This is a genomic window from Parapedobacter tibetensis (assembly GCF_024704835.1).
GTDB lineage: Bacteria > Bacteroidota > Bacteroidia > Sphingobacteriales > Sphingobacteriaceae > Parapedobacter > Parapedobacter tibetensis.
Genome location: NZ_JAMXBE010000008.1, coordinates 149873 through 172178, shown reverse-complemented (window position 1 = coordinate 172178; position 22306 = coordinate 149873). Strand labels below are relative to the sequence as shown.

The 22306-nt window shown below is 49.2% G+C and carries 26 protein-coding genes; 20 read left to right on the top strand and 6 right to left on the bottom strand.

From position 1 onward, the window contains the following. Positions 1-5 precede the first annotated feature (5 nt). The 7 genes from NF543_RS14775 (at position 6) to NF543_RS14745 (ending at position 5903) form a co-directional block, all read left to right on the top strand. Positions 6-1586: a TlpA family protein disulfide reductase gene (locus NF543_RS14775; RefSeq protein ID WP_257669105.1), complete on the top strand. Its 1581-nt coding sequence runs from the start codon at positions 6-8 to the stop codon at positions 1584-1586. A gap of 359 nt (positions 1587-1945) precedes the next feature. Beyond that, positions 1946-2155, top strand: coding sequence for a DUF8507 family protein (locus NF543_RS14770; RefSeq protein ID WP_257669104.1), 210 nt, complete (start codon positions 1946-1948; stop codon positions 2153-2155). Between the two features lie 6 nt (positions 2156-2161). Beyond that, positions 2162-2413: a PIN domain-containing protein gene (locus NF543_RS14765; RefSeq protein WP_257669103.1), complete on the top strand. Its 252-nt coding sequence runs from the start codon at positions 2162-2164 to the stop codon at positions 2411-2413. 167 nt (positions 2414-2580) lie between these two features. After that, positions 2581-2982, top strand: a complete 402-nt coding sequence (locus NF543_RS14760) for a helix-turn-helix domain-containing protein (protein ID WP_257669102.1) — start codon at positions 2581-2583, stop codon at positions 2980-2982. Between the two features lie 105 nt (positions 2983-3087). Next, positions 3088-4023: a hypothetical protein gene (locus NF543_RS14755; protein ID WP_257957514.1), complete on the top strand. Its 936-nt coding sequence runs from the start codon at positions 3088-3090 to the stop codon at positions 4021-4023. A 189-nt stretch (positions 4024-4212) separates the two neighbouring features. Then, on the top strand, positions 4213-4980 hold the full coding sequence (locus NF543_RS14750) for a type IV toxin-antitoxin system AbiEi family antitoxin (RefSeq protein WP_257669100.1): 768 nt from the start codon (positions 4213-4215) through the stop codon (positions 4978-4980). Continuing rightward, positions 4977-5903, top strand: coding sequence for a nucleotidyl transferase AbiEii/AbiGii toxin family protein (locus tag NF543_RS14745; protein WP_257669099.1), 927 nt, complete (start codon positions 4977-4979; stop codon positions 5901-5903). The genes NF543_RS14750 and NF543_RS14745 overlap by 4 nt, the downstream gene beginning before the upstream one ends. Before the next feature lie 210 nt (positions 5904-6113). Here NF543_RS14745 and NF543_RS14740 read toward each other — a convergent pair whose 3' ends face one another. Then, positions 6114-6311: a hypothetical protein gene (locus NF543_RS14740; protein WP_257669098.1), complete on the bottom strand. Its 198-nt coding sequence runs from the start codon at positions 6309-6311 to the stop codon at positions 6114-6116. 379 nt (positions 6312-6690) lie between these two features. Between NF543_RS14740 and NF543_RS14735 the strand changes: the two genes are divergently transcribed. The 10 genes from NF543_RS14735 (at position 6691) to NF543_RS14690 (ending at position 12393) form a co-directional block, all read left to right on the top strand. Continuing rightward, on the top strand, positions 6691-7221 hold the full coding sequence (locus NF543_RS14735) for a hypothetical protein (RefSeq protein WP_257669097.1): 531 nt from the start codon (positions 6691-6693) through the stop codon (positions 7219-7221). 44 nt (positions 7222-7265) lie between these two features. Next, positions 7266-7646: a hypothetical protein gene (locus NF543_RS14730; protein WP_257669096.1), complete on the top strand. Its 381-nt coding sequence runs from the start codon at positions 7266-7268 to the stop codon at positions 7644-7646. Continuing rightward, positions 7565-8221 (top strand): CHAP domain-containing protein, encoded by a 657-nt coding sequence (locus NF543_RS14725; protein ID WP_257669095.1) that lies wholly within the window; start codon positions 7565-7567, stop codon positions 8219-8221. The genes NF543_RS14730 and NF543_RS14725 overlap by 82 nt, the downstream gene beginning before the upstream one ends. 94 nt (positions 8222-8315) lie before the next feature. Continuing rightward, positions 8316-8957: a fibronectin type III domain-containing protein gene (locus NF543_RS14720; RefSeq protein ID WP_257669094.1), complete on the top strand. Its 642-nt coding sequence runs from the start codon at positions 8316-8318 to the stop codon at positions 8955-8957. A 7-nt stretch (positions 8958-8964) separates the two neighbouring features. Continuing rightward, positions 8965-9450: a hypothetical protein gene (locus tag NF543_RS14715; protein ID WP_257669093.1), complete on the top strand. Its 486-nt coding sequence runs from the start codon at positions 8965-8967 to the stop codon at positions 9448-9450. Positions 9451-9553: 103 nt separating this feature from the next. After that, entirely contained in the window at positions 9554-10012 is a 459-nt protein-coding gene (locus tag NF543_RS14710) for a hypothetical protein (RefSeq protein ID WP_257669092.1), read from the top strand. Positions 10013-10025: 13 nt separating this feature from the next. Next, positions 10026-11006, top strand: coding sequence for a deoxyhypusine synthase family protein (locus NF543_RS14705; RefSeq protein ID WP_257669091.1), 981 nt, complete (start codon positions 10026-10028; stop codon positions 11004-11006). 18 nt (positions 11007-11024) lie between these two features. Next, positions 11025-11546, top strand: coding sequence for a hypothetical protein (locus NF543_RS14700; protein ID WP_257669090.1), 522 nt, complete (start codon positions 11025-11027; stop codon positions 11544-11546). After that, on the top strand, positions 11543-12124 hold the full coding sequence (gene rdgB, locus NF543_RS14695; RefSeq protein WP_257669089.1) for an RdgB/HAM1 family non-canonical purine NTP pyrophosphatase: 582 nt from the start codon (positions 11543-11545) through the stop codon (positions 12122-12124). Before NF543_RS14700 ends, rdgB begins: the two co-directional genes overlap by 4 nt. Positions 12125-12180: 56 nt before the next feature. Continuing rightward, positions 12181-12393 carry a hypothetical protein gene (locus NF543_RS14690; protein ID WP_257669088.1) on the top strand — a complete coding sequence of 71 codons (213 nt, stop codon included), beginning with the start codon at positions 12181-12183 and terminating at the stop codon, positions 12391-12393. 6 nt (positions 12394-12399) lie between these two features. Here the strand turns inward: NF543_RS14690 and NF543_RS14685 are convergent, their stop codons facing one another. The 3 genes from NF543_RS14685 to NF543_RS14675 form a co-directional block, all read right to left on the bottom strand. Then, positions 12400-13008 carry an alpha-ketoglutarate-dependent dioxygenase AlkB family protein gene (locus NF543_RS14685; RefSeq protein ID WP_257669087.1) on the bottom strand — a complete coding sequence of 203 codons (609 nt, stop codon included), beginning with the start codon at positions 13006-13008 and terminating at the stop codon, positions 12400-12402. After that, positions 12992-13240 carry an Ada metal-binding domain-containing protein gene (locus tag NF543_RS14680; protein ID WP_257669086.1) on the bottom strand — a complete coding sequence of 83 codons (249 nt, stop codon included), beginning with the start codon at positions 13238-13240 and terminating at the stop codon, positions 12992-12994. Before NF543_RS14680 ends, NF543_RS14685 begins: the two co-directional genes overlap by 17 nt. A gap of 132 nt (positions 13241-13372) precedes the next feature. Continuing rightward, positions 13373-14221 (bottom strand): bifunctional helix-turn-helix domain-containing protein/methylated-DNA--[protein]-cysteine S-methyltransferase, encoded by an 849-nt coding sequence (locus NF543_RS14675; protein WP_257669085.1) that lies wholly within the window; start codon positions 14219-14221, stop codon positions 13373-13375. Between the two features lie 286 nt (positions 14222-14507). Between NF543_RS14675 and NF543_RS14670 the strand changes: the two genes are divergently transcribed. From NF543_RS14670 to NF543_RS14660, 3 genes are all read left to right on the top strand, one after another. Then, positions 14508-16244 carry a GMC family oxidoreductase gene (locus tag NF543_RS14670; RefSeq protein WP_257669084.1) on the top strand — a complete coding sequence of 579 codons (1737 nt, stop codon included), beginning with the start codon at positions 14508-14510 and terminating at the stop codon, positions 16242-16244. 22 nt (positions 16245-16266) lie between these two features. Beyond that, the gene (locus NF543_RS14665) at positions 16267-16896 is read left to right on the top strand and encodes a gluconate 2-dehydrogenase subunit 3 family protein (RefSeq protein ID WP_257669083.1); all 630 of its coding nucleotides are present in this window, start codon (positions 16267-16269) and stop codon (positions 16894-16896) included. 130 nt (positions 16897-17026) lie between these two features. Further along, entirely contained in the window at positions 17027-17707 is a 681-nt protein-coding gene (locus NF543_RS14660) for a YceI family protein (protein ID WP_257669082.1), read from the top strand. Positions 17708-17819: 112 nt separating this feature from the next. On the opposite strand, the gene NF543_RS14655 is transcribed toward NF543_RS14660, so the two are convergent. Both NF543_RS14655 and NF543_RS14650 read right to left on the bottom strand, forming a co-directional pair. After that, a complete protein-coding gene (locus NF543_RS14655) occupies positions 17820-19679 on the bottom strand; it encodes a CocE/NonD family hydrolase (RefSeq protein ID WP_257669081.1) in 1860 nt (619 codons plus the stop codon). Then, positions 19676-22273, bottom strand: a complete 2598-nt coding sequence (locus NF543_RS14650) for an OstA-like protein (RefSeq protein WP_257669080.1) — start codon at positions 22271-22273, stop codon at positions 19676-19678. The genes NF543_RS14655 and NF543_RS14650 overlap by 4 nt, the downstream gene beginning before the upstream one ends. Between the last annotated feature and the right edge of the window lie 33 nt (positions 22274-22306).

The window sequence follows — 22306 nt, the reverse complement described above, 5'->3', positions numbered from 1 at the left end:
ATTTTATGTCAAGTATTTTATGGCGAGTGGCTCTAATTGGGCTTATTATTGGGCTGGCTCAGCAGATGTATGCCCAGCTCCCTGAAAATGAAGTGGTAAAACAAGCTCCTGCAGTAATCTATGGCGAAATTAGCCATTATGGAGATGTTGATACGGTGGAGGTGATTTTCTTTGAAAGATTCGTTACGTCAAACTATCCTGAAGCTTTCAGTTTCCAAGTCGCAACTGTTCCCGGAAATGCTTTTCAAGGCAATATAAAGGAACGTACGTTTGAAATCAAGTTGCCACTTTTTTCTGGTCCGGCACAGGTAAGTTTGCGGACTAAGGCTTATGGTATACTAAAGCAATTTTTGATTGAGCCTGGTGACAGCGTTTTGTTGCGAATCAACACGGTAAATTCACAAATGAGTATGGGTTTCGTCGGCAATGCCGCGGAAAAATTCCGCATACAGCATGAGCTGGCTGAGGCAGCAGTTACAGACGAACTTGGAACGACACCGGTTATGTTTGGAGGAGTAACACAAACAAAATTCTTCTCCAATAGCACTCATCAATCGGCCCACAAAGTGGCACAGGCAAAAGCAAAGGAGGGTTATGGCCGGGTATTGCAATATTTGAGTACGGGCAATCCTAGCAACGAAGAGGTAGACTATATAGAGCAGTACCTGCGGGAAGATATAAGGGAAACCGCGCAATGGCGCGCATTGGAGCGTAATAAGAGTGAAATACCTGAACAATTTTATAACCTTCTCCAGGCGAACGTGGTAGGTGAGTTTTTCAGTCGACGAATGAGATTTCTCAAAAACTATCTTAGGATTGAGAATGTGTGGGTAGACTCCGTATATAAGCAATTACTAGCGGATAGTCCTTTGGATCTTGATGGCGGTGACGAGCTGCAATATTCCGAGCCTTATATAAATTACTTGATGGAACGCATGATGGTCATCGCAATCAAGGAAGGCAAATCCATGACGGAAGCTGTGCGCAAACAGTTGTCGGGTGTAATTAGGGACAAGGTCATAGCCCGGTATGTTTTCCAGCGGTACAAAGTTTCACCTGACGGCGCAGGCCTTGTCGAAAAGGCACTGGGGCAGGTGGAGACACCCTGGATACGAGAAGAGCTTCAAGGCATCCTAGAAAATAGTAGTGCCGGCAAAGCGGTAACTTTCGAATTGCCCGATACGGAAGATCGTCTTGTTAAAATGAGTGATTTTAAAGGGAAAGTTGCGCTCGTCGACTTTTGGTTTACCGGATGCATGCCCTGCAAATGGCTATACCAACACACGCTAAAAGACCTGACCCAGCATTTCAAGGACAACGATAGGTTTGTCAAGATCGCCATATCTGTCGATAAAGACCGAGCAAAATGGTTAAAGAGTGTGGAGGAGGGTGAATACACTTCACCCTCCTCGGTAAACCTGACCACCACGGGCAATAATCATGAACTGCTGGATACCTTTGATGTTCGTAGTTATCCTTATTTGATGCTCGTAGATCAGGAGGGGAGGCTCTTCCGGTCAAGCGGACTGGGTTCGCTGACTACCGAAGAGCTGATTCAGGAAATTGAAGATTTGATCGAAAAATAAGATTTTTAATGGTCACCGATGAGCAGAGCGAATCCGCATAACGGCTTCATGTGTTTGCAAAACGTTCCTTGCCCGCTTAGGTGGGTGAGGGCGTTTTTTAAAATTGTTAATGGTTAATTGTCATTAGTTAAACCTGACGAAGCACCTTTCCTGAGCAGAGTCTTGGGAAAGGCTCATAAATATCATTGAGAATAATGGTATATGGTTATTTTCAATGGATAATGTAGGTGCAACCCTTACGGTTGCACGGATAAAAATGTCGGCCTCGGACGGAAACAGGGGATGTTCTTTGAGACAATGATTTTGAGAAGTGGATTCGATTGGTTAATTTTGTATGACAGGCAATAAAGTACAAGCAGATGGCTACAATTGATAAACACGTAAAGGGATTGAATGATGTCCAATTGAGCTTGCTCCGGATGTTCAACCGGAGGATGAGTGTGGAGGAATCCGTGGAAATACGAGATTTGCTCACGCAGCATCATTCGCAAAAGCTGGCAGCGGAGGTGGATCGAGTAGTTGCCAAGAAAAGAATCACGGACAAAGACTATGATAAACTCCGTGGCTAATTGAGCATGCACCTGCCTAAACCGAAGCTGGTCATCGATACCAATACCAATGTCATTTTTGCGGAGCCGTATTTTCGGTGGGGGATTATCGAGGAAGATCCCGATGATAACAAGTTCGCCGATTTGGCCCTTTCGGCCACAGCCGATGCAATGGTGACTTTTGACAAGCACTTCAGCGTGTTCAAGAATTTGCCTTTTCCAACACTGAATATCGTCCACCCAAAAAAGTTCGGCACGTTTATGGCCAAGTGGTCATAGCCTCCCTTCTCCAAAGAGCTAGTTTCAACCGGCAGTAACGCTGGTTTTTTTAGAACCGTATTGCCGTATTTACGGTACGTATACGGCCCAAGAAAGAAAAATCATCACTTATTTATAAACATAAACATATATTTGCAATGAGAACACGAGTTCAAAAACTACAGAAAATGAATACGACAGCACCCCACTTTGGCCGCCGGATAGCGTTTTTGCGCGGCCTTTACCGGATGACGCAAGGGCAATTGGGCGAACAATCAGGCTTTAAACAACAGGAGGTTTCTGATTTTGAAGGCAAGCCCGAATTGGCGGATGAGGTGTTGATGCGGTTGCTCGGCCCGCTGGGTATTACCATTGAACGATTCAAGGAAATGGATGAGGGCGCATTTGGATCTACGGTATACCATGTGCATGACCAAGCGCAGGCTTTCGGCCCGTTTAATACAAATAATTTCAACCCCATTGAAAAGGTGGTCGAGTTGGCAGGTAAGAATGAGGAATTGTACGAACGCCTGCTCGAAGCCGAAAAGGAAAAGAACGTCTACCTACAACGTTTACTGGACAACAATTAACTAGACAATAAACTAATTTTTTAACTGGGCTGTTATTGGGCCGCCAGCGACTGGCGGCCATGGCCACGCCTTTGACCAAATCGCAGCCGAAACATTTGCCAATCCATGATGAACAAACTACTTAAAACCCTGAAATCCATTATCCGTCCATTCAACAAGAAACCGCTCCGGCGCTTGGAGCCCTACAAGGTGAACTACCACGAAAAGTGGCTGCTGCCGCCGCTGGCGGTATTCGTGGGCATCTTCATTGTGCTCTATGCCCACCACCGCAGTTTTGGCGAGGCGATCTTCATGCTTGCATTTTACAAAGCGGCCATCCCCAGCGTGTTATCCGCCTGGGTGGTGATGTGGAGCATCGTGCAGGTGACGTATGTGTTGGATGACACCCACCCCTGGGCCATACGCTGGTACCGCGGCCCGTTGAACCGGATGCTGTTGCAATTGGGTTTCGGCATCGTCATGCCCGGCTTTTTTATCTTCGGGGTATTTGCCATTTACTTCCTGGTACGGGGCCATGCCGACCGCATCATCCGCTATGCGCTGGAGGATTTTCCGTTTGTGCTGCTGATGTTCCTCGGCTTCAATGTACTTGCCTGGGTGTACTACCGCTTGCGCACGGTAGAGATCATGCATAAATTCCGCAAATGGGGCCGCGATCACGGCAAGAGCGACAAGGAGATGGAACGGCGGTGGCAGGAGGGCAGCATGGACGTGGTGCCTGGGCTGGACAAGGCCGTAGCCGCGATCGCACTGCTGGAACCCTACAGCAAGGAAAACAATACCTGCTTTTGCACGTACCTGGATGGGAAGACGGACAAGGAACCCTATACGATGAAGGATTTTTTCGCGAAGCACGAGGGATACCATTTCCACAGACCACGCCCCGAAATCATCCTGAACCGTGCGGCCATCCGGGAGGTGTACAAGTTGGGCAAGGATGTGGTCATCATACTGGATCAAGGCAGGCCGGGGGAGGAGATTACGGTAAGTGTGCGGAAGAGAAATGAGTTTTTGGCGTGGTGGGAGGAGGGAGCGGATTAATCTGCGAGAGTGGGTAAATATAGTTTTTGCGAGGGGGGAAGGAAGTAGGAAGCGCGTGGTGATTGGTTGATAGCAACATGTTAGTGCGTCTACCCGTTGGCACGAAGGAAATACGGACCGTTCTTTGAAAATAGGTTTTGGGAAAAGTATAAAAACGAATTTCTTTAAAATAATCCTTATATTTGTAGTGTGACTACAGATTCAGGAAATAAATTAAAGGTTTTATTGGATAACCATGTTCAAGGTACGCTGCTATTGGCGCCATGGTTGGAAGCGCTGGGGATTTCGCGGGATTTGCAGGCGTTTTATCTAAAAAGCGGTTGGCTGGCGCCTGTGGCCCGCGGAGCGTACGCCAGACCAAATGAGGATGTGCCATGGGAAGGTGCGGTATTTGCTTTGCAAAGCCAAGTTGCACTGCCAGTCCATGCGGGCGCATTGACCGCATTGGCCAAGTTGGGGCAGACCCATTACCTGCGAGGCGGCCGTGAACGGGTATTCCTGTTTACAAGTGCGAGGGCAAATGTACCTGCTTGGCTGTTGAAGACTGACTGGGGCCAGCCGATGGAATACATACGTACATCCATGTTGCCCGATGGAATTGGGCTGGAGATGAATGATGAGCGTACTTTTGGGATAACGATATCCGGCGCGGAACGGGCTATCATGGAATGCCTCTACCTGGCACCCGATGATGTGGATCTATTGGAGTGTTACCAAATCATGGAAGGGCTGACCAATCTGCGGCCGAAGCTTGTGCAAACGTTGCTGGAAAAATGCAGCTCTATTAAGGTGAAGCGCCTGTTCCTGTACATGGCGGATAAAGCCGGACATGCGTGGATGTCGTTTGTCGACACTTCCCGGATAGCACTTGGCAGCGGAGACCGCAAGATCGGGGCAGGTGGTGCCTATATCCGGAAATATGGTTTAAGCGTCCCCAAAACATTGACCGAGTTATGATATCGAATGTTTACCGCTCCCAAGTTGATCTCTTGTTGCAAGTATTGCCCCACGTGGCGAAGGAAACGACTTTTGCGCTGAAAGGTGGCACAGCCATCAACCTGTTCTGCCGTGAAATGCCACGGCTATCGGTTGATCTGGACCTTGTTTACCTGCCTCTTGATGAACGCGAATCAGCCCTCAAGCAAATCCAGCAGTCATTAGGGAATATACGTGATCGGATAAAAAACAGCATACGTGGGATCAGCGTGACCGCATCTCCACAGGTAGCGGGTCACGAAGTGAAACTGAATTGCCAGCTGAGGAATGTCCATGTCAAAATAGAAGTAAATGCCACAACGCGTGGGCATATCTTTCCAACCCGACTGATGCAGGTTACAGACACTGTGCAGGAGTCGTTCGGTAAGTTTGCAGCCATCAATGTGGTTTCGTCAGGTGAACTTTATGGTGGGAAGATATGTGCCGCATTGGATAGGCAGCATCCGAGGGACTTGTTTGATGTAAGGCTGCTATTAGACGACAAAGATTTTAATGAAGACATTCGAATCGGGTTCCTGTATTTCCTGCTGAGCCATGCGAGACCGATAAGCGAAGTGATGTTCCCGAACTACCTTGACCAGCGATCGGCTTTTGATACCCAATTTGCCGGCATGGTGGATGTACCATTCAGCTATGACGACTACGAGGAAGTACGGATTAAGCTCGTGCAACAGGTAGATGCCATGCTTACGCCTGATGACCGCAAATTCCTGATGAGTTTTAAGGCCGGCGATCCGAATTGGTCGTTGTTCCCCATTGGGTCTTTGGAAGCATTTCCCTCCATCAAGTGGAAGCTGGCCAATATCCGGAAGCTGGTGGCAACCAATCCTAAGAAGCACGAGGTTCAACTCAGTGAACTCGGTAAGAAACTGGGACTGATTTAAAAACGAGCCTTCCCGCAGCCCTAAGCCAAACGGGCGATCAATTGGCGGCGAGGCCCGCCAATCTGGGTAATCCAACAACTGACCTTCGGCCTGCGTACGCTGGAGATCATGGACAAGTTCCGTAGCCGCGATCGCACTGCTGGAGCCCTACAGTAAGGAAAACAATACCTGCTTTTGCACGTGCCTGGATGGGAAGACGGACAAGGAACCCTATACGATGAAGGATTTTTTGCGAAGCACGAGGGATACCATTTCCACAGACCACGCCCCGAGTATAGCCAAAGCAATTGCTTTTTCATCCTTCTTTGATATTTCTGAAGGGAATACGAAACTTTCTGCGACCTCTTTGGCCGAATGTGTAGCCATTAGATCTTGGTATATCTTTTCCGTTTTATCGGTCTTCTTCATGCGTGTATTTTTTTATTAGCCTAAGCGCTTCTACATCGTATAAAATCATCAATCCTTCCGGACGTGTTGGGGTCTTCAGGGGCAAATGATAGAACCCGTATTTTGATGAATAATGTGATACCAATGTTGTTTTGGGTATTAAGTAAACACAGCCTTCATAACCATGTTGAAATGATGCTCTGCAAGCGAACGCAATCAAACAACCTCCGATTCCATCATATGGTTTTTTACTGCCTATGTTTCGACTCCCAATCTCCAATAATACAATTTCAATCGCACGCACCGCGTCTTCTGGATGATCTCTAATGCATATAGCTCCGAACTTGCTGTGTTAACGGATTTTCGATTTCTTCCACAGTGGTAAATATACACATTTCACTTGTCACCAACGCTTACGCCTATCCATTTCTTGCCTGTTGACCGACCCCTGTTTGGGCCTATACCCTTCTACTTTTGTGCCGTCGCCAGACATGGGGTCTGGTGGTTCAAAAATAAAATCATGATGAAAAAGAAGCATGTAATGTATGCGTTTAGCAGCAACGGGGTGTTGCAGTGGCAACTGTGGTTGGACGGCATGACGCCCGTGCAATTGGACAAAGAAGCGACTTTGGTGGAACAGGGCTTGCAGGTTTACCTGCCTAAACGTTTTCACCTGGATGCGGAGCAAGTGGCCCAGTTGGACAGCCTGGATCCGGCGCTTTTGAACGTGTGGGCGACACAGATCGCCTTTGCCATCCGCATGGAAATCCCGATCACACTCGTCAAGCCCGAGCAGCGCGCGGCAACAGCCCTCAGAGATGGCACCAAGTTTATCGAGTCGGAAAGCCGCGTCGCCTCAGCGATATTGGCGGTTGACGAACAGGAGGCGGGAGAAGAGGGGGATTACCTTCGTTTCACGATTAGCTATTAAGGAGTAAACAAGGGTTTTAAATAAACAAGAAAGGAGAAAATAAGATGGAGGTAGAACGTAATGAAATATGGTTGGAAGACCAAGTACAGGTGCGGCGTATCCACTCCAAATTCCGCGTCTGGTTGCGGAGCTGGTGGAGCACGCGGGTCATGCAGGCACTTTTGGCGTTGGGCTTGTTTTTATGGAGCGGTCCGCTGTTGCACCTGTGGGATCCCACGGCCGGCGTACTCGACATCGGTGTCCTCAGCATGCTGCCGCTGGCCATGCTCGTGGTGGCGCTCGCACGGCTGTCCGCCGCAGGAGTTTACAATCACATGGTTGAATCTTTAAATCAATTGACGTTATGGCAACGCACACTATGCTATGGCTGCTTGTATCTGTCCTATTTCTGGGCAATGATATGGGTGGTGGTGAGCTTGATATAGATAGAACACGGATGACGCGGATTAAGCAGATCATCACGGATTTAGTATCCAAGAATAATCAGCAGTTATCCGTTCCATCCGCGTCATCCGCGTTCCGTCCATTGCGGGAAACCTACATCGCCGAAATCGGTGTACGCGAAACCACGGGCAACAATGACGGGCCTCGCATAGCGGAATACCTGCGCTACTGCGGATTGGGCGAAGGGTATGAATGGTGCGCCGCCTTCGTGAGCTGGTGCCATGGGCAGGCCGGTTATCCCGGGCCCCGGAATGCTTGGGCGGCGGCACTATTCCCGGAGAAAAGGATCGTGTGGCGTATCCCAAACGTCAAAAGATTGCTTCTCCCGATGAATCGGGATCGCAATGACGTTAGCGCCGGTGATATCTTCGGCATCTACAGTACCACCAAAAAGCGAATTGCCCATTGCGGTTTTGTAGACGACTGGGACGGCACGTGGTGCATTACGGTGGAAGGAAATGCCGAAAACGCCGTGGTGCGTAAGCGAAGGCTGGTAAAGACCATCTATGCCGTTTCGCGGTGGACGGATCATGGAACACCGATGACGCGGATGTAACGGATTATCACAGGTGGGCTAGCGGTGATGATCTGCTTAATCCGTGTAATCCGCGGTCAATTAACAATAGAAAAACACAAAAACAATAAAACAAATGAGAACACCCAAATTAATCACACATTACGGCTATATGAGCGACCCGGAGCTCGCGAATATGGCTACGCGCACGGCGGATGCCCTGCGCACGAGCATGGATTTTCCGGATCTGGATCCCCCATTTGCGGAATACGAACCGTATGCGCTGGACTATGTGGCCAAGCAGGCCATCACGGTAAACGGACGGGCCAGCGGCCAGCAGAAAAAAGAGAAGGATGAAGCGCGCGAGGCGCTGCTCAAAATGATGCGGAGGGTGGCGAGCTACATCAACAATGGCACCGATGTGAGTTCCATACAGCTGGGTTCCGGCTTCCTGCCGGTCAGCGAGCCGAGGAGCTCACAGGTGCCGCGTACCTCGGCATGGGCGCGCCTTGCCGATTCCAACCGACCCGGGGAAATCCTCCTGCAGTTTGAGGCCATCCGTGAAGCCTACCAGTACGAGATGCAGCTCGCCTTCGAACTGGACGAAAGCGGCCAACCCGTCTGGCAGGACCTGGAGCCGGCACCGCGCGCGGTGGGCAACTTCTATTCCCCGGTCGTCGATGGTGTCACCTACCACTTCCGCGTGCGTTCGCGTAACAAGAAAGGCGTAAGTGAATGGAGCCCGGTGGATTCGCTCCGGGCACGGGTAAAACGGTGATGCAACGATGAGGATCATTTGGATCGTTTGGACAGGCCTGCTGGTGCAGGCCTGTTCCATTTCGCGGCAGCGGCACAGCCAAAGCAGCCGTACAGCTTCGGCCCAGAAGACTTTCGTTCACCATGAATGGCGCAACCGGCAGGACACCCTGACGGAGATTTTTGCAGGGCAACTGGAGGTTGGTCACCAAGTACTGGCCATTACCCCCATAGGGGCGTTCACTTACCATCCTGATTCCGGATTTTCCGGCAATGCGTCTGAAATCTTCGTCTACCGTAAGCAGACTAAGCGAACCGACACGCTGCGTCGCTCGCAGGGCAGCGAAACTACACAGGTGAGCGCCGGAGAGGCAGCAATCCACCACGAAAAGACCGCCCATGTTAGCGAAAGCCGTGACGCCCGGCATGCGTTCCGTGTCCCTTGGTGGTTGGCCATTGGCGGGGTTATCCTGATCGCCTTGCTATTCCGGTTTGTTTTCCGCCGTTGGTTGTAGGGGGCCTAAACACCATTCCGTTTCTTGCCACTACGATACCGTCATTTACCGGGACGGTATCGTGCATCGTGGTCACGGCCTTGTTTTCAGCGCTCACGATGCCATGGCCGTTCTAAACGGCACTGTTCCCGATAGTATGGGGGTCGTCTCCGCCGGTCACGCTTTTTGGGTGGCTCCAAATGATACCGGGCCGGCTCGGTACATCACCCGGTTCACGCATCATTGTATCGTGATGAGTGAACAGGGTAAAGTTTTGCGTAGCGGCCGTATCGTGTTGAACAGAAACGAAGCCGCCGCTAACAGCCACGATACCGGCTCGGCTAGCCACGATGTCGTTTTGATTAAAGACCGTGTCGTCTTGACAAGAGACGATATCATTTCCAACAGAGATGTTATCCTCCCCAATCAACCCGGTATCATGACCAACAGACACGATACCGTCTTCAGTGAACGTTGTACCGCCACCGATAGCCACGATATTATGCTGTCAGGTGACGAGAAAACGAGAAAACCTGACTTTCCACATGTCATATCTTATCCCTACCTTTGTCTTTCAGAATAAGCACAACATAAAAATGAGTACGCAAAAAGGGCCCATATCCCAGTTTATCGAAAAAAATTACTTGCATTTCAATGCAGCGGCATTGGTGGATGCGGCCAAAGGTTATGAAGCGCATTTGGATGCCGGGGGCAAAATGATGGTTACGTTGGCAGGTGCCATGAGTACCGCGGAATTGGGTATATCCCTTGCCGAAATGATCCGCCAAGATAAAGTGGCCATCATCAGTTGTACAGGAGCCAACCTCGAAGAAGACATCATGAATTTGGTAGCCCACTCCCATTATAAGCGGGTGCCGAATTACCGGGAGCTCAGCCCACAGGATGAATGGGATCTGCTGGAAAACCACTATAACCGAGTCACCGACACCTGTATTCCCGAGGAGGAAGCTTTCCGCCGTCTCCAACAGCATATTCATAGGATCTGGAAGGAAGCGGAAGCGGCCGGGGAGCGGTATTTTCCGCATGAATACATGTACAAGATGCTGAACAGCGGTGTGTTGCAACAGTATTATGAAATAGATCCCAAAAACTCCTGGATGCTGGCGGCAGCCGAAAAAAACCTCCCCATCGTGGTGCCGGGATGGGAAGACAGCACGATGGGAAATATCTTCGCCTCTTATGTCATCAAAGGTGAACTGAAAGCATCCACCGTGAAAAGCGGTATCGAATACATGGCTTACCTTTCCGATTGGTACATCGGCAATTCTGGGGGCAAAGGCATTGGTTTTTTCCAAATCGGTGGAGGCATTGCAGGGGATTTCCCAATATGTGTGGTACCCATGCTTTACCAAGATTTGGAAATGGAAAATATTCCTTTCTGGAGCTATTTCTGCCAGATTTCGGATTCTACCACCTCCTATGGTTCATATTCAGGTGCCGTGCCAAATGAAAAAATCACTTGGGGAAAACTGGATATCGATACACCAAAATATATCATTGAATCTGACGCAACGATCGTGGCGCCCTTGATATTTGCTTGGGTATTAGAGCAGTAGGATTATTGATTTTAGATTTTGGAAGGATTGCATACCGATAACCCAACAGCGCTCCGCTACCTGATGTCCGAAACGATTTTTGATATCGATGAAGGAGAAGTAGGGGATAACCTATTGAAAGCCCCAACACAGGAGGAACGTGAACAGGTATTGGATTTCGTTTTTTATGGCAAAAACAAACGCAATCACCTGTTCTTGACGTTTGAAGCGCATCATGAATTCATGTCAGAAATGGCCTTGGATGCATTTACCAAAACCTTGCAAGCACTGAAGTTGACATTGGATGACGTTGCTGTCTTGAATTTGGGCGCATTACCCTCCGCCCCGAAAAAAGAAGAAATCATTTCCTTTTTTAATCCGAAAACCATGGTTTTCCTCGGAACTTCCTCCCAATCGGTAGGATTGGATGACATATCGGCTAAAACCGTGGTGGAGCATGGCGGTATCAGGATATTCCACACCGATACCTTTGATGAAATGCTGGCCGATGGAGAAAAGAAACGGATTTTTTGGACAACCATAAAGACATTACTGGCATGATTGAACTGGTATTCGCCACCAATAACGCCCATAAGCTGGCCGAAGTACAGGCTGTAGTGGGCGATACGTTCCATATCCTTACACTTGCCGATGTCGGCTGCACCGACGATATCCCGGAAACGGGTGAGACCTTTGAAGCGAACGCTTCGCAGAAGAGCACCTATCTACATACGAAATACGGATACAATTGCTTTGCCGATGATTCTGGTTTAGAGGTGAAAGCGCTGGGCAATGAACCGGGAGTGTATTCCGCCCGTTATTCCGGAACCCGCGATATGGAGCAAAACATCGACTTGCTCTTGCAGCGGCTGGGTGACAACATGAACCGGCAGGCCCGCTTCCGCACCGTCATATCCTTACGGATAGGGAAGGAAGCGTTTTTTTTTGACGGGATGGTGGAAGGTGAAATCGGATTCGAGCGTCAAGGGGATGGCGGATTTGGCTATGACCCGCTGTTTACACCTCATGGCTATCATAAAACCTTTGCCCAGATGACCGCTGCGGAGAAAAATGCCATCAGCCACCGGGCTATTGCGGTGGCTAAGCTGGCAGGTTTCCTTCGCGAGAGGTTCGGATAACGGCTTGCCGCAAACATTTCCTGTGGCTTTTTGTTGATAACACTAAACCCCTTCTTATGGCAAAGACATTAGGAATCATTTTAGTGGTCATCGGCGTAGTGATGCTGGTGTGGACCGGCTTTTCGTTTACCCGGAAGGAAAAAGTGATAGATATCGGCGCACTTGAAGTCTCGGCAGACAAAGAAGAACATGTCAATTGGCCACCCTATGTAGGTGGTGTTATATTGGTTGCTGGCGTCGTATTGCTGGTCACCGCTAAAAAGAGGTAACATTTGCTATCCTACAATCGTCCGGAAAGTCAGGTTTATCCTGGGTTGCGTTACCCGCTTGGTTGGGGGTAAACGATGCAACCAATGCGTCTGTGTAGTGCCTTTCATCACCAGCAGACTACCATGCTCCAGTGTTAATGCGATCTTTTCCTTCGTCTGCTTATGTTTGAATGAAAATTTTCGCTCCGCCCCGAAGCTCAGCGAGGCGATGGCTCCATTTTTCTTTAAATCTTTTTCACCATCGCTATGCCACGCCATTCCCTCCTCCCCGGAGTGGTATAGGTTCAATAGGCAGGAATTGAAATGTTCCTCCGTTTTTTCCTCCACCAGGGTTTTCAACTCAAGCAATTCGGTTGTCCATGCCAAGGCATGTTTAGTGACATTGGAATACATATACTCATAATTTTCATCGCCATACCAAGCCACCTTTCTTTTGGTGGTCATGTGTTTGCCAAAGATTACAGCTTCATCGTGTTTCCACATAATCGTGGTGAGCAAACATTCGAAATAGCGATCTGCCTCTCGGGGAGGTAGCAATTTGCCGTAGTAATTTACCGTGCCATCGATTGGCAATAGGTTTTTGGTTTCGTCTAGTTCACTACTGAATAAATCCATTTTTCCACTTTTGGTATTCCATTTTCATACAATGGCCGCATGGCCGGTAGCCTTCACGTATGGCTTCTTCCATTGACTGGAAGAAAACCCTGTTTTCCTTTTTCATTCGTTTGCCTGATGAGCAGCGAAGTAAACCAAATATTTTCAATTTTCTATTGCCACCCAGGCAGATGCGGTTTTGCCTGATGTATTTTCTTAACTGCTCATCATCGATTGCTAAATGCCTGATCATCCCATTAACTTAATGCATCAGGGCATACCCTTTTTCGTGCATGGTTTCGGTAATCTCCGGCCAATCGACGGAAGCTAATTTTGAATGGATGTGCCGCATTGCTTTTGGGGTTAATTTAATGAATCTGATTGGCTATCCGGAAGGCAAGGTTTTTGCACTTTCCCAGCCAATTATGGCTGTTTTTCGCGTATTCCCCCACATATAGCCACCAATGGTTCCTGTAGATTGAATAATCCGGTGACAGGGAATCAGAAAGGCGACAGGATTGCTGCCGATAGCTGCTCCCACTGCCCGCGAGGCACTGGGGTTGCCTATTTTTTTGGCGATAGTCCCATACGTAGCGAGCTGTCCCATGGGGATCTTCAATAAGGTTTCCCATATTTTCAATTGGAAATCCGTGCCTTTCAAGTGTAGTTTGATTTCAGGAAGTTTGTTCCAGTCGTTCTGGAAAATAAATAAAGCATGCTGCTGGATTAAATCCAGTTTACGGTTGAACGTAGCATTTGGGAACTTATTCCTCAATGCCTCCAAGGCCAGCGGTTCATGGTCGTAAAATGCCATGTAGCAAATTCCCTTACTTGTTGAGGCCACGATGAGGTTTCCAAAAGGGCTTTCCGCAAAACTGTAATTGATAGCCAGGTTTTTTCCACCGTTCTTATATTCGGCCGGGGTCATCCCTTCAATGGTGATGAACAAATCATGCAGGCGGCTTGTCCCTGAGAGTCCTGTTTCGAAGGCGGTTTCAAATAAGGTGGCCTGCTTTTCCGATAGTAAGCTCTTGGCGTGTTCCACGCTGGTGTATTGAAGAAATTTTTTGGGGCTTGTACCCGCCCATTCAGTAAAAAGCCGTTGGAAGTGAAACGGGCTTAGATGCACTTGTTCCGCCACTTCATCAAGGGAGGGCTGCTCCTTGAAATGTTGTTTGATATAATCGATCGCTTCTGCAATGCGATTATAATTAATGTTGTCTTGTTCGCTCATGTCGTTCCGAATTTACAAAACAAAAGTCGCAAGTATTTCGTTGCCATAAAATCCGAAACTTGCTCAAATTAATTTTCCGGTATACGTTGGTATAACGACGCTATATAGATTATGAGCCTTTGCCATTACATTGATGGCATGCCCATGCCCAAGGTAAACAACGCACAACCGTTTTAGCTTTTTTATTCGCATTATTGCGAATAAATTTTATATTTGACAGGCGGCATTTGGCTGATGATGAAGTCATTTGCTGTTGAACTAAACAATTTACAGATAAACCATACGAATGATTTCTTATCAGATCAAAAAAAACCAGACGCTATACGATGCCGTCGTAGTCGGGTCGGGTGCTGGGGGAGGCATGGCCGGTTATATATTGGCCAACGCCGGCCTGAAAGTGCTTATGCTTGAGGCAGGACCGTTTTTTGACCCCGCCAAGGATACCCTTCAACTCCGGTGGCCGTGGGAATCGCCCCGTCGCGGGGCCTCCACTGTACGTCCCTTTGGCGATTTCGATGCCGCATATGGCGGATGGGAGCTGGAAGGCGAGCCCTATACCCGGGCATCTGGTACCGAATTCGAATGGTTCAGAGCCAGGATGCTTGGGGGGAGGACCAACCACTGGGGGCGTATTTCCCTACGGATGGGTCCCGATGATTTCAAACCGACTGATGGGGTAACCGCCGAATGGCCCATTACCTATGATGAAGTGAAACCTTATTATGATCGGGTAGACCGATTGGTGGGAATCTATGGTACCAAGGAGGGTATACATAACGAGCCGGATGGCATATTCCTGAAACCACCCAAACCCCGGCTCAACGAGTTGTACATTAAACGTGGTGCGGAGAAAGCCGGTGTGCCGGTCATCCCTGGCCGAGGATCTGTACTCACGGAGGCCCTGCCTGGTGCAGAGGGACGAGGGGTATGCTTCTATTGTGGGCAATGTAGCAGAGGTTGTAAGGTATATGGCGATTTTTCTTCATCGTCTTGCTTGGTGATGCCTGCCATGGCAACCGGCAACCTTACGGTCATCGACAATGCGATGGTCCGTGAAGTACTTACCAGTGATGAGGGACAAGCCACCGGTGTTTCCTATGTGAATACCCAGGACCTGCAGGAGCATACCGTAAAAGGCAAGATTGTAATCTTGGGGGCAAGTGCCTGTGAGAGTGCACGTCTCCTGCTCAACTCCAAATCGGCCGCGCATCCCGGTGGATTGAGCAATAGTAGCGGCTTGGTGGGGCGTTATTTACACGACTCCACCGGTGCCAGCTTGGGTGGGTACCTCCCACAGTTGCTTGATCGGAAACGGTATAATGAAGATGGGGTAGGGGCCATACACATCTACTCGCCTTGGTGGCTGGATAATAAAAAACTTGGTTTTCCCCGTGGCTACCATATTGAGTATGGAGGAGGTATGCGTATGCCATCCTATGGCTTTCTTGATTGGGTAGGCAACATAAACCACACGGTGCCGGACAAGGATGGGCAGCAAAAGGAACAGGGTGGATATGGAATCTCCTTGAAAGAAGATTACCGCCGCTTCTATGGGGCAAATGTAGGGATGGCTGGCAGGGGTACGGCTTTGGCCCACAAAAATAACTATTGTGAGATAGACCCCGATAAGGTGGATAAGTATGGGATTCCGGTATTGCGCTTCCATTATAAATGGGCCAATGAAGAGGTGGCTCAAGCGAAGCATATGCAGGAAACTTTCCAGTCGATCATGCATGAGATGGGAGCGGTGATTACTTCTCCCATTCCAGGACCGGAAACATCATACGGATTGGAGGTGCCGGGAAAAATTATCCATGAAGGTGGCACTACACGTATGGGCAACGATCCTAAAACATCCGTACTGAACAAATGGAGCCAATCGCACGATTGCCATAACCTGTTTGTAGTGGATGCGGGGCCCTTTGTACAGCAAGGTGACAAAAACCTCACATGGACTATTTTGGCCCTTTCTATGCGGACGGCAGATTATATTTTGGAGCAACGGACTAAACTGAACATCTAGCTATAAACACATCCTTAACGATATGAATAGAAGAGATTCCATCAAAGCATTGGGGCTTGCAGCGGCGGGTAGTGGATTACTACTCGGCTCATGCGGGTCGGAAAAGACAGAAGAACAAGCTGTATCCACTTCGGAAGATAAGCTCCCTGGTGTGCAGGATTTTGAACATCAACGAAATCAACGCCTATATGGTGACCAATTTTTCACTTCCCATGAAATGGCCACTATTTCGGTGCTTGCCGATATCATCATTCCTGCGGATGACGTTTCGGGGAGCGCAACGGAAGCTGGGGTTCCAGAATTTATTGAATTCATGGCGAAAGACGTTCCTGATTATCAAATCCCGATGCGGGGAGGGTTGAAATGGCTGGATGTACAGAGCCAAAGACGATATGGCCACGTATTCATAGGTTGCGATGATAAACAGCAGAGGCAGCTAATCGATGATATTGCCTATCCCAGTAAAGCTCGGCCAGAAATGCAACAAGGAGTTGCTTTCTTTACGTTGATGCGCAACCTAACCGCTTCCGGCTTTTTTACGAGTGAGATGGGTGTGAAGGATATTGGTTATGTGGGCAACCGCCCAGGAGTATGGGAAGGTGTGCCTCCTGATGTCCTCGAAGTGCATGGATTCTTGGAAGAGCGGGGTTAAGAGCTTATTTGTGCGTCACGCAACGGTCGCATGTTGATGCCGACCTGTGTCTGCGCTGTGTCAATTTTAGTTTTTCATGTTGGAACATATAAATAAATTTCTGCTCCTTTGCAAAAAAAATAATGAAACTATGAATAAATTAACCGTATCAATTTTTGCAGGTGTCGCATTGTTCGTCGCGGCTTGTGGTAACAACAGCAGCTCGGATAAGGCTTCGGTGGCAGCGGAGCAACAGGTGGCCGAACAACAAGGGGAGGTTTATATCCTGGATTTAGACACGACCAACGTGAGCTGGAAAGCTTTTCACAAAGGTGGCTTTGCACCCCGTTGGGGCACGCTGGGCATCCAATCCGGTGAGCTAACGGTGGCTGACGACGAAATCACGTCAGGGAACTTTGTTATCGACATGAATTCATTGTTGGTAGACCCGTTATCAGTTACTGACGGCGATAAAAAACCGGAAGACTTGGCTGGACATTTGAAAAATGAAGACTTTTTCGACACGGCAAAGCATCCGACAGCTGTGTTTAAGATCACTCAGATTGCCGACTTAGACGCGGACACCGATAGCGGAGCCGTGGAAGGCGCCAACAAAATGGTGAGTGGCAACCTTACCCTCTTAGACAGTACGGTGAACGTATCGTTCCCTGCAAAAATCGCTATTGTAGATGGAAAGGCTTCTGTAACGGCTAACTTTACTGTGGATCGCGCGGCTTGGGGTATCAAATTCGGTACATCGGAAGCCGACCCCGCAGAATGGATGATCAGCAAAGACTTTGAAGTAGGTGTAGCAGTTATAGCGGCTAAATAACCTCATTCATTATTTCGGTAACCATACCGGAGAGCGGGTGCTTGAATTTTTCAGGCACCCGCTTTGTTTTTGCTACATTCTTTACCTTTTGCCCCTTCCTTTTGACCAGTGTTTACTTCAACACCTGCACAGTAATGTGACTGGGCCGTTCGACATCATGGTAGACCTGATGTTCGGCCTTGGTATAATCCTCCGGTTTTGCCTTATAGGGGTTTTCCACAAATTTCTGCGGATTACGGTCGAACAATGGGAACCATGTACTCTGGATTTGCACCTGAATGCGGTGGCCTTTCTTGAACGTATGGTAGATATCCTGCAACTTCACGGGCACTTCCGTAATGGTGTTGGGTGTGAAAGCCTCGGGTGTTTCAAAGCTGTTGCGGAAGCGTCCGGGCATGATGTCGCCCCGTACCAGCATGTGGTAATTGCTCAGTGTGGTGCCTGTCGGTGTTTCGGGGAGGTTTTGTGTATAACCAGGTAGCACATCGATGAGTTTGACCACCCAGTCGGCATCGGTGCTGGAGGTGGATACCCAGAGTTTAGCCAGTAAATGGCCACTCAGCGTGATATCTTCGGTGAGGGTATCGGTTTCAAATACGAGCACATCGGGCCTACGTGCATTTTCACGCTGGTCGCTGGTCATGTAACTACGCGGCGTGAACACCACTTCCTGCGACTGCGCGTAAGGCACTGGCTTCATCGGATCACTGGTAAAGCCAGAAGCTTGATCCCCGATTGTAGGTGGGCTGAATGCGAGTTTGCCATTGGGCTGTAAGTAAAGCGTGGCATCGGTGGCCGCGGCTGGAGGCCATTGCTCAAAATTACGCCATTGTTTCTTGCCCGTATCAAACATGTGCGCTTCAGGAAGGCCGCTTGCTGGGTCGCCACTTCCTTTGAGAAAATGGTCGAAGAACCTAAATTCGATATCCCGTTGGTAGGCTGTGGAAAGGCTGTCGCCGAAATAAATGTCGCCGATTTGCTGTTTGCCGCGTTCGAAGATCCAGTCGCCATGGCTCCATGGGCCCATCACAATGGTATTGTAGTTGTTGCTGTTTGCCTCAATGCCACCGTAGATATGGAGTGGGCCATATAGATCTTCCGCATCAAACCAGCCACCCACTACCATGATGGCGGGTTTCACGTCCTTGAGATGTTGGATAAGCCCTCTTTTTTGCCAGAATTCATCGTAATTAGGATGGTCCAGCAGTTCGCGCCAGAAAAAGTTATCCTCGCCTTGGTAGGGTGTGCCATTTTCGATGGCACCGAGGCGTAGGAAGAAATCATATGAATCTTGGGTCTGCGGACGATTATATGGATACCACGCCTTTTGCTGGGCCCCGTCTTTCTGGAAGCCGAATACGGGCACGGCAAAGAAATAGCTGGCCAGCATGCTGCCGTTGTGATGGAAATCATCAAAGAAGAAGTCGCCGATGGGCGCCTGTGGAGAGGCGGCTTTCAGCGCAGGGTGGTTGCTCAGTGCACCAGCAGCTGCATAGAAGCCGGGATAGGAGCCTCCATAGAGTCCTACGCGCCCATTGTGGCCTTGGAGATTGTTTACCAGCCAATCGATGGTATCGTAAGTGTCAGTGCTTTCGTCTATGGCCGTTTTATCCTGTTTTTCAGTCCCGGCAAGCTGGGGTCGCATGTTGGTGTATTCCCCTTCGCTCATGTAGCGGCCCCGCACATCCTGGTATACGAAGATATAGCCGTCTTGCATGAGCAAGGTATTGGGGCCGAGGGTAGTTTTCATCCCGTCGCCATAAGGGCCAGCCGAATAGCAGGTGCGCTGCATGAGTATGGGATAGATCTGGCTTTTATCTTTGGGTGAGTAAATGACGGTATAGAGCCGCACCCCATCGCGCATGGTGATGTAGGTTTCGGTTTTGTCATAATGTGTTTTTACGTGGTCGTTCTGCGCAAAGCCCAAGCTGATGTACAGGGCAAAGACAACCAAAAAATAAACGCTCTTCATGTTGTTATGGATTTTGGGTAACCTATTTCTGACGGTAAAATTGCCGAATTTTTAGGAGATGAATTTCCAAGTTTGGTCCGCTGCTTCCAAAGGTGCGGGCGACCAATCGAGATGGGCGACCGATCGTCAACGATCACGGATATAGAATCCGTTTGCTGAATGGGATCCCTTTTCAGTGTAGAATCCGCACGCAGGCTATCCATCCGGACCGTGTCTTTTACGGAAAGGCTATCAGGTGGAATCTGATTCTTACGTAAGCTATCCGCTGCAATAGAATCCAAGGCTGTGCTATCTGGAGGAAGCTCCGCCCGGGTGGAATCGTTATTGGGGCGGTTATCGCTCGCAGGCTGCCCTTGGGCAGCGGAATCAGCGGGAATCAGCAAATCGGCACCCTCCGACGCCCGTCTGCGCGCAAGAATGTCTTCCTTGGAGGTGGGGCGATCGCCCGGCTTCCATACAAAACCTCCCAGTATCTCGGCATCCTGAGGGACGAGGTGGAAGGGATATACCTTCCCATCCACGCGCCTGATTGGGATGAAATGAGTAATTTGATTGCTATCCAATAGGATCTTGATGCGGCTACTACGACTATGGTACATATCAGAGTAAGCCTTTCGTTTTTCATCAACGACATAATAGATGCTTTCGGCATTACCGTCGATAAATAGGCGTTCCAGCTCGTTATTGGTAAAGAATCCGGTAATCCGTCGACCTTTGATTTGATTGTATTTGACCGAATCAAGTTGGGTATTTACCAAAAAGGCATTGCTCACCATCAGCATGTTATCCAGCTTTTCATTACGGATTTGCATATAGATGGTATCTGAGGTCATTTGCGAACCTTGTGCCCAAATCATGGGCCGGCCAAAGAACCGCATCAAGGAGTCGGGATAGCCATAGTAAACCGAATCGGCCACAGCTTGTAGATCCGACTTGAACAACCGGACGTTGTAATACGCTTTGATAATGCGAGTCTTGGCCGTATCATTGGTCAATGAATCCTTCGGTACCGTATCCGTCGAGGGACGGGAAACGGCCGCCACAGCCCCGGCCATGAGGCTATCTGGCTCAAGGCCCGTAGGGATCACAGCCCGCGAGCGTAGTACGCTGTCCGCGGCGAGGTTCCGTTCCAAGATATCGCGTCCGGCCGATAGCGGCACGGCCTCTACCCGTTTAAGGTGGGTTTTGAGGAGGGCTGCATCCGTTTTGGACTTTGGGGTGGGGATTGAATCAGCCTTAGTCGCGGCGGTGCTATCGAGTACGACATCTAGGGTATCAGAAGGGGTTGTCAATGAATCTATGGCTTGCTGCTGCAAGCTATCTATCCCTTGGCGTTGTAGGCTATCTACGGGGAGCTTCGGGATGGAATCAGGGGTTGCCTGCAAGGAATCCTTATCCAAGGGAGGGTCGTTAAAACCATCGGGGAAGCCCACATCATCCGCCGCATCAAAATCGGGCCCGTAGTCTTCATCATCGAATTCTTCCACTTCGCCACCTTCGCGATTGAGATTGAATTCGAGCGCTATGTAGTCTTTTAGCGGGATGACCCGTGAGAACAATGTGTCGGCCGTCATGTAGATGGAGTCTACCGCCGGTTTTTCCTTTTGGGGCATGCCTATCAACGAATCAGCATCCAGGCTATCGCGATTGGGTAGTGTATCTACGTTCAGGCTATCCTGCGAGATGGCTGTGCTATCTGGTTCCTCACGGTCATTGCGAGTAACGGTAACTACGAGCGGATCTTTGGTCATGGTGATGGATTCGTCGACCCGATGGTAGAGCCCTACACCTCCGAAAGCAAAAAACTGGTCAGCTGTATCAATAAACACCACATTGTCTACAGCCCGGCCATTGCCCGATGTGCCATCGTAATAGAGGCTATCGCCTCGGAGGAACCGGCTTCCTTCGGTATACAGGTTGTTTTTGTCAAACCAAGCCTGCTCGGTATCGGTGTTGTACTCGCCCCGTTCGGTATAGAGGTTTTCGCCTTCATTACCCTTGATGTTGGTGGGGCCGAAAAAATAGGTCATCTTGGAGACCGAATTGTAGCGCATCGTATCGGTATAGATTTTTACATCCGGTGTGCGTACAATGACATCGTATCTAAAATAAGCATCTTTGGTATTGTCAAAATAATAGGCATTCTTACTGGTAATGGTATCTGTGCTATTCACAATCCTGCCTCCACCTGTGTATGTACCCACGCTGTTTTTCATATTGTAGGTCAGGTAATTGGTAGTCAGTACAGCATCGCCATCTACCATGCGTACATTGTTGGTGAGGGTGGCCAGCTGCGTTTCGGCTATATAATGCAGTTTGTCAGCATAGATGACGGTGCCATTAGGTTGAGTGATGATGACCCGTCCGAAAGCATCGAAGTATTGCTTACCTTCATCATCATTATAGATATACCCACTATCGGCCGATAGGGTGGAACCTTTATGTTCATACACCGGCCTATAATTCATCACATTGCCCGTGACGGCGTTAAGTCGGCTGTGCGAAGACGATATCAACCTCAGCTCATCCTGTTGTGCATACAGGGATGAGGAAATCAATGCGGCGAGTATGATGAGCAACAAGCATTTCTTCACGGGAGCAAACTTAGCTAAAAAGTATGGTTTTTT